11 protein-coding genes and 2 tRNA genes are annotated in these 12,412 nt (G+C 36.0%); 7 read left to right on the top strand and 6 right to left on the bottom strand.

Annotated elements, in window-relative coordinates; all coding sequences use genetic code 11:
• Positions 1 to 110 precede the first annotated feature (110 nt).
• Together trxA and WC614_10750 are read left to right on the top strand one after the other, a co-directional pair.
• Complete coding sequence (trxA, locus tag WC614_10755; GenBank protein ID MFA5033483.1) at positions 111 to 434, top strand: thioredoxin; 324 nt, start codon at positions 111 to 113, stop codon at positions 432 to 434.
• 31 nt (positions 435 to 465) lie between these two features.
• A complete protein-coding gene (locus WC614_10750; GenBank protein ID MFA5033482.1) occupies positions 466 to 1,212 on the top strand; it encodes a hypothetical protein in 747 nt (248 codons plus the stop codon).
• On the opposite strand, the gene gatA is transcribed toward WC614_10750, so the two are convergent.
• The 3 genes from gatA to guaB all read right to left on the bottom strand — a co-directional run bounded on the left by gatA (position 1,209) and on the right by guaB (position 4,561).
• Positions 1,209 to 2,636 (bottom strand): Asp-tRNA(Asn)/Glu-tRNA(Gln) amidotransferase subunit GatA, encoded by a 1,428-nt coding sequence (gene gatA, locus WC614_10745; GenBank protein MFA5033481.1) that lies wholly within the window; start codon positions 2,634 to 2,636, stop codon positions 1,209 to 1,211. The genes WC614_10750 and gatA overlap by 4 nt on opposite strands.
• 12 nt (positions 2,637 to 2,648) lie before the next feature.
• Positions 2,649 to 3,041: a DivIVA domain-containing protein gene (locus WC614_10740; GenBank protein ID MFA5033480.1), complete on the bottom strand. Its 393-nt coding sequence runs from the start codon at positions 3,039 to 3,041 to the stop codon at positions 2,649 to 2,651.
• Positions 3,042 to 3,127: 86 nt separating this feature from the next.
• Positions 3,128 to 4,561: an IMP dehydrogenase gene (gene guaB / locus WC614_10735; protein MFA5033479.1), complete on the bottom strand. Its 1,434-nt coding sequence runs from the start codon at positions 4,559 to 4,561 to the stop codon at positions 3,128 to 3,130.
• Positions 4,562 to 5,035: 474 nt separating this feature from the next.
• On the opposite strand from guaB, the gene WC614_10730 reads away from it, so the two are divergent.
• The gene (locus WC614_10730; protein ID MFA5033478.1) at positions 5,036 to 5,863 is read left to right on the top strand and encodes a class I SAM-dependent methyltransferase; all 828 of its coding nucleotides are present in this window, start codon (positions 5,036 to 5,038) and stop codon (positions 5,861 to 5,863) included.
• Between the two features lie 244 nt (positions 5,864 to 6,107).
• On the opposite strand, the gene WC614_10725 is transcribed toward WC614_10730, so the two are convergent.
• Positions 6,108 to 6,179 (bottom strand) — tRNA-Thr (locus WC614_10725).
• A 99-nt stretch (positions 6,180 to 6,278) separates the two neighbouring features.
• A tRNA-Phe gene (locus WC614_10720) sits at positions 6,279 to 6,351 on the bottom strand.
• 187 nt (positions 6,352 to 6,538) lie between these two features.
• On the opposite strand from WC614_10720, the gene WC614_10715 reads away from it, so the two are divergent.
• Positions 6,539 to 8,104, top strand: coding sequence for an adenylate/guanylate cyclase domain-containing protein (locus WC614_10715; GenBank protein ID MFA5033477.1), 1,566 nt, complete (start codon positions 6,539 to 6,541; stop codon positions 8,102 to 8,104).
• 96 nt (positions 8,105 to 8,200) lie between these two features.
• Here the strand turns inward: WC614_10715 and WC614_10710 are convergent, their stop codons facing one another.
• Positions 8,201 to 9,085, bottom strand: coding sequence for a selenium metabolism-associated LysR family transcriptional regulator (locus tag WC614_10710; protein MFA5033476.1), 885 nt, complete (start codon positions 9,083 to 9,085; stop codon positions 8,201 to 8,203).
• A 177-nt stretch (positions 9,086 to 9,262) separates the two neighbouring features.
• On the opposite strand from WC614_10710, the gene WC614_10705 reads away from it, so the two are divergent.
• The 3 genes from WC614_10705 to WC614_10695 all read left to right on the top strand — a co-directional run bounded on the left by WC614_10705 (position 9,263) and on the right by WC614_10695 (position 12,407).
• Positions 9,263 to 10,321 (top strand): AIR synthase family protein, encoded by a 1,059-nt coding sequence (locus WC614_10705; GenBank protein MFA5033475.1) that lies wholly within the window; start codon positions 9,263 to 9,265, stop codon positions 10,319 to 10,321.
• A 9-nt stretch (positions 10,322 to 10,330) separates the two neighbouring features.
• Positions 10,331 to 11,389: a selenide, water dikinase SelD gene (gene selD / locus WC614_10700; protein ID MFA5033474.1), complete on the top strand. Its 1,059-nt coding sequence runs from the start codon at positions 10,331 to 10,333 to the stop codon at positions 11,387 to 11,389.
• Between the two features lie 154 nt (positions 11,390 to 11,543).
• Positions 11,544 to 12,407, top strand: a complete 864-nt coding sequence (locus WC614_10695; GenBank protein MFA5033473.1) for an Omp28-related outer membrane protein — start codon at positions 11,544 to 11,546, stop codon at positions 12,405 to 12,407.
• Positions 12,408 to 12,412 lie beyond the last annotated feature (5 nt).

Genomic DNA, 12,412 nt, shown 5'->3' with positions numbered 1-12,412 from the left:
ATATCAATGTCGTTGAAAAACAGATTGACTTTTTGGTGGTATGAGGTATTAAAGAAAATATAAGTAGAGTATTCTATAATTGATTAAAACAATAACACTAGGAGGTAAAGATGTGTGAACTTACGGATGCCAATTTTAATGAAGGGATAAAAGATTCAAAACTTGCAGTATTGGTAGATTTTTGGGCGCCTTGGTGTGGCTCGTGCAGGATGATTGCTCCGATAGTAGAAAAAATCGCTAAGGAATACGAAGGGAAAATTAAAATATGTAAAGCTAATGTAGATGATAGCCCTAATGTATCGGAGACTTATGGAATAAGAAGCATACCGACATTGATTATTTTTAAGGATGGAAAACTTGTGGAACAAATGGTTGGAGCAATGCCCGAAGAAGATTTAAAAAATAAAATAGCTCCATACTTAGTAAACTGTTAACAATAAACGCGTAACGGAAAGATTAGAAAATATGAATATAAGTTTTTTTGAAGAGTTCCCTACGGAGGAGAACCTTGGAAAAATCAAACTTATTCCTAAGTCTTTTAATACTAAAATCTATATAGTATCCCATAGTTTAAGCGAGTTTCGTGGTTTTGAGGAAAAATTAAAAATTCCGCTTGTTTACTGGCCTGTTCTGGAAAATAAAGAAGGTTACTGGATTTCTCCATTTACAAAAAGAAGAGCATTACAAAGAGTTTTAAATGAAGTCAGAAACGAAAAGATTGAACTTATGTTGGATTTAGAAAACCCTACACACGCAAAACATCTGTATTTTACGGAATCATTAAACTTTTTTAGAAATAAAAGATTTATAAAAGAGTTTGTAGATACGAATGGTCATAAGCTTGTGCTTATTGAGTTGCCTGGGATAGAAAAACGTTTGAAATTTTGGGGACTTACTTATGAAAGCGAAACCGCAGCCGTTGCCAAAATGGTATATACGAGTCTAATAGGAAAACTGGACAGAAAAGGAATGGTTGAAAAACTGCGACATTTCTGTGAAGTTGGAGTAAAAAAATACGGGAACAGATTTAAAATGGGATTAGGCTGTACGGCTATCGGGGTTGGTGGTTCAGAACCAATTCTTACACCCGATGAATTTGAAGAAGATTTGAAAATAGTAAAAGAATTCGGAGTAAACGAGGTAATAATATTTAGGTTAGGCGGACTGAACGAAGAATATGTAAAAAGATGCAGGAAGGTAATTGAAAGTTAAATTGCGGTTATTTGTTCGTAAGCGTAATTAGTATTTAGAAGTAGCTGTTCGCTGAATGATTTCCCGATTAATTGGACTCCTACAGGCAATCCATTATTTTCTCCGCATTTGAAAGATATTGCCGGCAAACCTGCAAGGTTTACACTAACCGTAAAAATATCACTCAAATACATTTGTAAAGGATTGGTTATTCGTTCTCCGATTTTGAACGGTAATGTTGGTGTTGCGGGAGTTAAGATAATATCAACTTTCTTAAAAGCGGTTTCAAAGTCTGATGCTATAAGATTCCTTACTTTGCAGGCTTTATTATAGTATTCATCATAATATCCTGATTGTAGACCAAAAGTTCCCAGCATTATTCGTCTTTTGACTTCTTTCCCAAAACCCTGTTCTTTTGTAAATTCATACATTGTTTTTAAGTTTTCCGATTCCGGGATTCTATAACCATATTTTACGCCATCATATCTTGCAAGATTTGAAGAAGCTTCTGCTGTTGCGATTAGATAATAAATGGCAATAGCATATTCGGTATTAGGTAAAGAAATATCATACAATACGGCTCCCGACTGTTCCATAAGTTTGGCTGTAGAGAGAATTTTCTCTTTAATTTCAGGGGCTATTCCTTCAACAAAATATTCTTTTGGAATACCGATTTTTAGATTTTTAATTTCAGGATTTAGATTGTTGAAATATTGTCCTGTTTGTTTAGAATTACGACTGGTTGAGTCTTTTGGGTCTTCTCCTGCGATAGCATCAAGAAGGATAGCAGAATCTTTTGCGCAACGAGTAATTGGACCTATCTGGTCTAAAGAAGAAGCAAAAGCTATAAGTCCATATCTTGATACTAGTCCATATGTTGGTTTTAATCCAACGACTCCACAAAATGCAGCGGGTTGCCTGATTGAGCCGCCTGTATCCGAACCAAGAGCACAAATTGATTCGTTTGCTTTTACGCTGGAGGCAGAACCACCTGAAGAACCGCCGGGAACAAGGTTTGGATTGTAAGGGTTAAGAGTAGGATTAAAGGCAGAGTTTTCGGTAGAGGAGCCCATTGCGAATTCATCAAGGTTTGTTTTGCCTACAAATATGGCATTAAGAGATTCTAATTTGTCTATTACGGTTGCGTTATAGGGAGGGATAAAGTCTTTAAGTATTTTGGAACCGCAGGTTGTAGGGAAGTTACGAATACATATATTATCTTTTATTGCAATGGGAATTCCGGTTAAGAGATGGTTGAAATCAGAATTTTTATCAAGGAAAGAAGCTTTTTCTAATGCGGATTCTTCCATAAGAGTGATGTATGAATTTAGTTTACTTTTATGGATATTATTAAATGCCTCAGTAATAAGTTCTGTGCAGGTTATTTCACGAGTTTTAAGTTTTTGGTGAAGTGTGGAAATATCAGTATTTAGTAACCCGTTCATATTATTCCGGCTTTAAATTTGCTCTTTATTGACCATTTTATCAATTGTCAGCATATAAGAATTTAGTAGGAATTTAAACTGGGCAATAAACTCGGAATGTTCGTTTTTCAATGAGGATATTTCAGCGAGAATAGCTTGTTTTTCGGAATTGGCCATTTCAAGAATTGAATTAGCTTCTTCTTTGGCTTTATTGAGCATATCCTGTATTTCATTAGATATGTTTTCCTGGTATTGAGCTTTCTGTTTATATTTTTTTAATTCTTCAACGAGGTTATTTTTTTCGATTATAAGTTCTTCAAAAGTTTGTGCTACGGATTCAATACAAGACGTGACTTCTTTTGGATCAAAACCATGCATTGTTTTTTTGAATTCAATATTTTTTAATTCTACGGGTGTGATTTTCATAATTCCTCCATTCACCGATTTAACGGGATAATAATTATAAAAATAAGAAAAGTTTAGAGTTGGAAAGTTTGTGTAAGTTTACTAATTTATTGCGTTTCATAATTAGGAGGTTCTTTGGTTATGATTATGTCGTGAGGATGAGATTCTTTTAATCCTGCGGATGTTATTTTTATGAACTCTTTGGTTTTCCATAACGTTTTAATATCTTTTGCTCCGCAGTATCCCATTCCTGCTTTAATTCCTCCTACAAGTTGATATATGATTTCGGAAACTTTTCCCCTGTAAGCGACTCTACCTTCAACGCCTTCGGGAACGAATTTTTTTGCTTTTTCCTGGAAATATCTATCACTCGAGCCTTTTTCCATAGCTCCTATTGAGCCCATTGCCCTGTATTGTTTATATCTTTTCCCTTCATATACGATTGTTTCTCCCGGGGCTTCATCAGTTCCGGCAAGAACATTTCCCATCATACAGGTTGATGCTCCAGAGGCAAGGGCTTTTACCATATCTCCGGACCATCTTATTCCGCCGTCTGCAATTATTGGAACATTAGAAGCGGATGCACAGTCAATGATTGCCGTGATTTGAGGAACGCCGATACCGGCTATTACTCGTGTCGTGCATATAGAGCCAGGTCCGATGCCTACTTTTACGGCATTTACTCCTATTTCACAAAGTCTTTTGGTGGCTGCCGTTGTGGCAATATTTCCTACGACAAGTTGAATATCCGGAAATAAATTTCTTATTTTTATTGCAGTATCAATAACGAATTTTGAATGTCCGTGTGCAGTGTCAACAACTATAGCGTCGCATCCACATTCTACAAGTGCTCTTGTTCTATCAAGGGTGTCCTTTGCCGTTCCGACAGCAGCTCCTACTCGAAGTCTTCCGGATTTGTCCGTTGTGGAATATGGGAAAATTTCTTTTTGAGTAATATCTTTAAGTGTAATAAGCCCTTTTAATATGCCGTTTTTATCTATTACGGGTAATTTTTCAATTTTATATTGATTTAATAAGTTTATGGCTTCTTTTATTGGAGTTCCATATTTTAGGGTTATGAGTTTGTCTTTAGTCATCATTTTGCTCACGGATTTAGAAAGATTGGTTTCAAATCGTATGTCTCTTTTTGTAAGTATTCCGACAAGCCTGCCTTTATTATCAACTACCGGAAACCCGGATATATGATATTTTTCCATTAGTTGCCTGACATCCTGGAGTTTGTCGTGAGGATTTATTGTTATTGGGTCTTCAACGATTTCGCTCTCGTGTCTTTTTACTTTTTCGACTTCTTTGGCTTGTTCATCAATACTGATGTTTTTATGAATGATTCCAATCCCACCGGCTTTTGCAAGAGCTATTGCCATCTTTGATTCGGTAACTGTGTCCATAGCGGCAGATACAATAGGAATGGATAACTTGATTTTAGATGTAAATTGAGTAGTTAAAGATACGTCGGCAGGCAAAATATCGGATGCATTGGGAACAAGAAGAACATCATCAAAGGTAAGACCTTCTTTCATTGTAGTATATTTATATGAAAATTAAAAAAGTCAAGAAAAAATAGTTGAGATGATGATAGGGGATGTGAATAGTCTTTATTGTCTTGCGATGATACTGTTTATAAAGCTATTAAAATCCTCCCTGTTAAACCAGATTATAAAGTGTATATATCCTAAAAAAGTATTGGATAGAAACAAAGAATGGCGTACCGGAGATTAAAAGATAGAAAAATAGATACCCCATTGTTACAATATAGGTATTCACAAACAAATAAGTCCGAAAGATTTTTATAAATGGAAAGACTATGTGGATTTTAGAAATGTGGGAGAAGAAAAAAGTGTTTGGCTTTAGAAAAAATAAGGGTAAGTAATTTATTGGAGGAAAGGTGGAAAACATCAATCTTGAAAGTCTCCGATTAAATAGGAAGAATTTTCCTAATCCTTGCAGAATGCTAACAACTTGACAATTTAGCATAGCTGTAATAATATTCAATAATGCAAAAAATAAACCTTTCTCAGAATAAGAAAAAATTCCAAAACCTTATTAATAATCCAATTAAGCAAATAGATAAAATACAGATTAAGAATAAGCTTGAAAGGAACTTCTGGGACGATTGGTCAGAAAAGTTTTATAACGATAATAGTGATAATCTTGCTTCTTTTTATGAGTCGTATTGTTATGGTATAAACGAACGGTATTTTGTTTCTTTGTTGGACAATATATCCGGTAAAACTGTTCTCGAAGTGGGGTGTGGAATAGGGTTGTTCTCCATTTATTGTGCAGGGAAAAAAGCTTCTGTTACCGGAACGGATATTTCCATGCAAGCCCTGAATATCTCTAAAAAAGGTAGTCGGGTTAAAAATGTAGATAAGCTAACTACTTTTGCACAAATGTCTGCCGAAGAACTGGGGTTCAAATCAAATACTTTTGATGTTATTGTCGGGCATGGAGTATTGCATCATTTTGAACCTCACACTGCTGCAAGGGAATTCGAGAGAGTTTTAAAACCGGGAGGTATGGCAATATTCAAAGAACCGTTTGGAGAATCTCGTAGCTTCTTATTCTTGCGTGGACTGATGCCAATTGAATGCAGAGAATCCCCGGGCGGGAGTATTATTACAACAAAAGAAATAAAAATATTCAAAAAAATATTTAAGAAAATTAAAATCCGACGCTCAGCGTATTTATTTGAAAGACTTGGTAGAATTCAAAAACTCGATAAATATAGAATGCTTCTCTCGAAATGGGATTATCTTTTATCTTCCATATTCCCTTATGTTTCTAAAATATCAGGCAAAATAATTATAGTATTGAAAAAATAACACTGGAGTTTTCTTGCTGCTGCTTCCGTAACTTCTAAAGTCTTTTCTTTTCCGCCAAGAGTATAGTTATTACTTCTCCTTCCTGCAAAATAGCTCAATTCTATTTTTTTTACTTTATAATTTTCCTATACTAAACTAGGGACTTCTTCTAGCAAATACAGAAATGTATACTCTTAAAAATTTTCCATACAAAAATTTAGGAGGTAGAAGAGCGAGTAGAGATACAAAACTGAAACAAATATCAAGCCGGCGAAAGGAATCGAACCTTCGACCTGCGGTTTACGAAACCGCTGCTCTACCACTGAGCCACGCCGGCATTTACAAATCAAGTATTAAAAATTAAATGTCAAAAATTTCTGCCGAATATAGGGCGAATAGACAAACAGGCAGAAAAATAAATATTAATTATGAAAAATGCCAAGGGGCGGAATCGGACCGCCGACACCTAGATTTTCAGTCTAGTGCTCTACCGACTGAGCTACCTTGGCATAACCATAGTAAACTGTCAATTTAGTTTAATATAGTGCTTATGTCAAGAAAATATTGTTTTAACATTAGATGAAAGGCAACAGGCAGTAGGCAATAGAAAGTGGGGACGCAGTGAAGCGAAGAAAAAGTGGGGCTTTTATAAAATAATTGACAATATGAATTTTAATTGGATATAGTAAAACTATAATGAAACGATTCCTTATTGCTGCTGCGTTAGGAGGAATAACTTTTTTATCACTTAACGTGTTCCCGTATTTCCCAAATTGGTGGAGTCTTTGTTTTAGTTTGATAATTTGCCTGATAGGATGGAAGTTTATCCGATTTGCCACAGTGCTCACTATGAGTGTGATTAGCATAACAATCGCATATCATTCTATAGAACTTTTCTTATGCTATATAGTCGTTGCTCTCTTTTTCTTAATAGTAACGATTTGGTTTTCTGAGTTCCCGGAAATGTTTCTATTAATAACCGGGGCATCGTTTTTAGCCACTTCTGTTTCGCTTAAAACTCATATTCCTCTTGAATTTTTAATCGTAATACTTGCACCCCTGTTGTTGAAAAATAAGGGACCGGTGATAGCCGGAGTTGCATGCTTTTGGTGCTGTATTCTTGGGATAATTACACAGCAAGAGATTATGGGATATTTGGTTGTTGGGGTACCTGTTTATAAATTCTATTCCTTAAAGGAATTACCTCTTTTATTCTATAATTTCAGCTGGTTTCAAGCTAAAGCGAATATTTTCTTCTTAGATGACTTTTATAAAATAATAACAAATTTGGGAAAGTTTCTTTTAGCTCAACCACTGATAATTTTTCAGGCAATTATCTGGGGGATGATAAGCTATTATATAGAATTATTTATAAGGGAAAAAAAATGGTGGCTTGATTTAATAGGCGTAGTGTCGGGAGCAGGATTGGTTGTTTTATTAGACTTAATAGTAATAACAATTTATCCCGGGAAAATAAATTTTGATTTAAGTACATTCTTATACATAGGCGTGCCAATAATATTAGTGATTTTAGCACTATGGAAACTAATGAATTGGATAGAAGCCCACGAATTCTCTCTAACAGAATATGATGGGGAAGAAGTTGTTTTTAGGGATGACGTAATTCCACAATCTGCTGCAGGAGGAAAAAATATAAGCGTTGATAAGTTGTCGCTGGAAGAGTCTTTGAAAATGCAAAATGTTTTGAGTGAGCATATACAAAAGAAGTTTATCCACGAAGTAACGGCTATGGATATAGATATTGTAGAAAGTACAGCATTGAAACAAAATGAATTACACGAGAACATTATTTTTTCTTTTATGGAGTTCTGGAAATTTACAGACCTTATTGTCCAGAATAACCAGGGGAGACTACTAAGTCGGGCAGGTGACGAAGCAATGTACTTGTTCGAGGACGTAAATAAAGCGATTTCCGGCGCTCAGCAATTATTGGGAAGCATGGACAAGTTCAATAAAACAACAAACCTTCTGAAATTGCCGTTTAACGTTCGCTTGGGTTTGAATACGGGAAAAATCGTTGAAGACCAACAAAAAGGTGGTAATGTAGTATTCAGCAAAATAACCGATATTGCCGGGCATTTACAGAAAATGGCACTTCCGGGGGAAATACTTATTTCCGGACACACGTATGATAAACTACAAAATAAAAAAGAATTTAAATCAGGTAAATACTCACAGAGAGATAAGATAGAAGTGTATACGTTAAAAGAAAAAAGTGTGGAAATAGATATAAAGAAGTAGACAGTAGGTAGTGAACAGCGGGTAGGTAAAAGATAAGAAAGAACAGAATGTCTCGCGCTAAGGCGTTAAGGCGCAAAGCCGCAAAGAAAAGAAAACTCAGGAGAGGAAATAATCTTTTTTAATAAACTGTATGAAAGTTTCGATTATATTGTTTTTTACGCTGTTTCTCAGGAATACAATATAAAAGTGACGCACGATATCAAGGTTTTCAACGGCAATTGTTTTTAGTGACTTATCCCTGATTGCCCATTCTGATACAAAAGCCGGTCCCAAACCTGCTTTTACGCCTTCTTTTATTGCTTCGGTGCTCCCTAAGTTTATGGAAGTGTTTAATTTATTTATGCCTTTTGTTTTTAGAATTGATTCCAATGCCGTTCTGGTGCCGGACCCTTCTTCCCTTGAAAGAAAAGATTCTTTTTGAATGTCTTTTAGTTTAATTTTTGATGCTTTTACCCATTTATGATTTTTCGGGACAACAAGAACAATTCTGTCTTTTGCTATATTTATGTATTCAAGACGATTATCGTTTAATTTTTCTCCTACTATCCCTATTTCCAATGTATGTTCAATTATTTTAGTAATTATATCTTTGCTGTTGGTAATTTGCATAGAGATATCAACTTCAGAATATTTTTTCTTAAAAATACTTAAAATTTCGGGTAATATGTAAGTTCCCGGTATTGTGCTGGCGCCGATAAGTAATTCGCCTTGTAGTGTCTGTTTCGATGAATATATTGCATTTTTAGATTTCTCTGCAAGTTCAATAATTTTTTTGGCGTATTCGTATAATATTTTTCCGTTATCTGTGACTCTTATTTCTCTTGATGAACGGTCAAACAAGGGCGTGTTGTAAAATCTTTCTAATGCCGATATTTGAGAACTTATTGTGGATTGCGTGCGATGGACTATTTCCTGCGCTTTTGTAAAACTCTTTTTTTCAACCACCGTGCAAAAGGTTTTTAACTGCTGTAAATCTATCATTTTGTTTCTAATTTAGCCAATATTGAATAATTAATCCGTATTGTTATGTATGTCAAGATTTATATCATTGCACATTTCAGTAAAATATTTAAAAATTCAGATTGACAAATTTTATATATTGAAGGAATATAATACCATATGATAATATTATTAAAATTTATATAGGATAGGGGAAAAATGAAATCAAGGCTTCCTGATATAGGCAAAATATCTCCTGAGGTTTTCAATGAACTTATATTTCCGCGTTTAGGCGCCGGCAATAAAAATATACTCGTAGGTCCGCAACATGGAGTAGACGTTGGAATCGTAGAAATCGGGACACAAGCTGTGGCGATAACTACTGACCCTGTATTTATAGTTCCTGCTTATGGCTGGGAAAGAGCGGCATGGTTTGCTACTCATATACTCATTTCCGATGTGGTAACAAGCGGATTGCCTCCCGTTTATATGGCGATAGACCTCAATTTACCTATGGAAATCAACGAAGAAGAAATACAAATAATGTGGGAGACCATTCATCAAGAATGTAAAAAATTTGGAGTAAGCGTAATTTGCGGGCATACTGCGAGGTATGAGAATTGCAATTATCCGATGGTCGGAGGAGCTACGGTTTTGGCAATAGGCGATAAAGATAAATACGTAACCCCCAGAATGGCAAAAGAGAAAGACAAAATAATTATTACAAAAGGCCCTGCAATAGAAGCTTGCGGAATATTTGCAGCTATGTTTCCTAAATTGCTTGAAAAGGAATTTGGAAGTGATTTTTCTAAACAGTCACAGGAATTGTTTTATAAAATGTCGGTAATAAAAGAAGCAATGGCTGCGGTAAAAGTTGGAGTCAGGGATGAAGGAATAAGTTCAATGCACGACGCTACGGAATGTGGAATCTGGGGCGGATTATATGAACTTGCACAGGCAAGCGGATTTGGAATAAGAGTAGAAAAAGAACTTATTCCGATGGAAAATAACGTGAAAGAAATATGCGATTATTTCAAGATTGACCCGTATAAATCTATAAGTGAAGGTACTTTGATTATCTCATGCAGACCCCATAAAGCTCAGGAAGTAGTCGATGTGTTATCAAAAGAAGGTATTAAATCGGCAATTGTCGGGGAATTAACAAATGCTAAAGAAAAAATAATATTGAGAGAAAATGGTAAAGATAGGGAATTGGAACATCCAAGAGTGGACCCGTTCTGGCAGGCTTTTTATGATGCAATGAAAAAGCCACAATAAGGGAGTGTAATGAACGATGACTTTAAATTAACACAGTACAGCAAAGGCGGTGGCTGAGCGGCTAAATTAGGTCCAGGTGTACTGGATAAGGCATTGTGCGGGTTGATTCAGAAAAAAAATAAAAATCTTATTGCCGGTTTTGAAAACGCAGAAGATGCCGGTGTTTATAAGTTAACTGACGATATTGCTATCGTGCAGACAATAGACTTTTTTACTCCTATCGTTGATGACCCATATCTGTTTGGACAAATTGCTGCGGCTAATGCTCTTTCCGATGTTTATGCTATGGGTGGAAAACCTATTGTGGCAATGAATATTGTTGGATTCCCTGTGAGTAAATTGGACATATCCGTTCTTAAAAAGATATTGGAAGGTGGGTTGGCAAAACTTAAAGAAGCTGAAGTGACGCTTGTTGGTGGACATAGTGTTGAAGATTCGGAATTAAAATACGGACTTTCCGTTACAGGAACGATTCATCCCGGTAAAGTAATCAGAAATACGGGCGCGAAAACAGGGGATGGTATAGTGCTTACGAAACCATTAGGTACAGGAATAATCAGCACGGCAATTAAAGCTAATTTGGCGTCTAATGAAAGTATAAATGAAATAATTAAGTCAATGACTACTTTGAACAAGATTGCTTCTGAAATTGCGCAGGAAACGGGTGTGAACGCCTGCACTGATATAACGGGATTTGGTCTTATCGGGCATATTTGCGAGATGATTGCCGGAGAGAAAAAGGTTGGTGTAAAACTGGATATCAATAAAATTCCTATTTTTAACGGAGTTGAAGAATTTGCGAAAATGGGAATGGTTCCGGGGGGAGCTTATCGCAATAAAGAATTTAGAATAAAATTTGTGGAAATGTCTGATAAAATCCCCGACTGGAAAAAAGATGTTTTGTTTGACCCCCAGACTTCAGGTGGATTGTTGATATGTGTTTCTAAGAATAAAGTTGATAATATGGTTAAGAAAATGAGAAAAGCCGGGATAAAAGATGTGACTATTATTGGCGAAGTGATAAATAAACCGAAAGGGAAAATAGTAATAAATCCTGACTTTTGTTAGTCAGGTAGGAGGAAGTATGCGTAAGAACGTCTTTTTAGGAATTGCCTGCATAATGATGACTTTGATAAGTCAGGCATCGGCAGTGAAAAGAGTAGTTATAGTAGAAGAATTTACCAGTACGGCTTGACCGTCCTGCCCAGCGACTGCAGCGGCGCTGCATCAATTAGCAGGAGAAGTAGGGGATTCTTTAGCTGTTGTTTCATATTTTCCCGTATCGGGTCAAACTTTTTATACAACCGAACATGCTAAAAGGGCAAATGATTATGGTGTGTCAGGCACCCCTACTACGGTGTGTGACGGTATAATAGGAAGAACCGGTACGACATACAGTACTTTTAGAACCGATTTTAATACCCGAAAGGTCGTTGCACCCCAATTAACGATAGACCTTTCTAATTCTTACTATAACTCGTCGGCAAGAAACGGGTACGTTACTGCGCATATCACAAACGTTTCCGGTGTTTCAATAAGCGGATTACTTTACATTGCAATCACCGAAACAAATCTTTCTGGTTATTATGACGTAGCAAGAGACCTGCTTCGCGCAGCCGGAAGCCCGGTATCCTTAGCCGCAGGTGCCTCTCTTGATTCGACAAAATACTTCGTAATCAGTTCGGGCGGAGGTTGGAATCCATCTAATTGCAGTATAGTTGCTTTTGTCCAGAATACTTCAACCGGAGAAATATACCAGGGAGCTAAAATACCTGTTACGAGTATAGCTGCGGAAGAAAACTCAAACAAGAATACATTTGCCGTGAAGGTATCACCGAATCCGTTTACTTCAAATACCAATGTTTTTTATTCAATCGAAAACAAAGAAAAAGTCAGTGTAGGTATTTATGACGTAACCGGTAAATTGGTGAAACAACTTGTGAATGAAGAACAGGATGCAGGCTCTTATACTGCATACTGGAACGGGAAAAATGAATTGGGGAATAAGATGGGAACCGGTATATATTTCTGTGTAGTAAATGCCGGAAGTCACAAAAATGTTAGTAAAATATTATCAATCAAATAAGTACA

Source organism: bacterium, assembly GCA_041649255.1.
Lineage (GTDB): Bacteria > Hydrothermota > UBA3073 > JACQXS01 > JAQTXJ01 > JAQTXJ01.
The sequence above is the reverse complement of the archived record's forward strand: the minus strand, read 5'-3'. Positions and strand labels throughout refer to the sequence as shown.

Coding starts and splice junctions, on each gene's coding strand:
- trxA (MFA5033483.1), top strand. CDS start 111: ATGTGTGAACTTACGGATGCCAATTTTAATGAAGGGATAAAAGATTCA.
- WC614_10750 (MFA5033482.1), top strand. CDS start 466: ATGAATATAAGTTTTTTTGAAGAGTTCCCTACGGAGGAGAACCTTGGA.
- gatA (MFA5033481.1), bottom strand. CDS start 2,636: ATGAACGGGTTACTAAATACTGATATTTCCACACTTCACCAAAAACTT.
- WC614_10740 (MFA5033480.1), bottom strand. CDS start 3,041: ATGAAAATCACACCCGTAGAATTAAAAAATATTGAATTCAAAAAAACA.
- guaB (MFA5033479.1), bottom strand. CDS start 4,561: ATGAAAGAAGGTCTTACCTTTGATGATGTTCTTCTTGTTCCCAATGCA.
- WC614_10730 (MFA5033478.1), top strand. CDS start 5,036: ATGCAAAAAATAAACCTTTCTCAGAATAAGAAAAAATTCCAAAACCTT.
- WC614_10715 (MFA5033477.1), top strand. CDS start 6,539: ATGAAACGATTCCTTATTGCTGCTGCGTTAGGAGGAATAACTTTTTTA.
- WC614_10710 (MFA5033476.1), bottom strand. CDS start 9,085: ATGATAGATTTACAGCAGTTAAAAACCTTTTGCACGGTGGTTGAAAAA.
- WC614_10705 (MFA5033475.1), top strand. CDS start 9,263: ATGAAATCAAGGCTTCCTGATATAGGCAAAATATCTCCTGAGGTTTTC.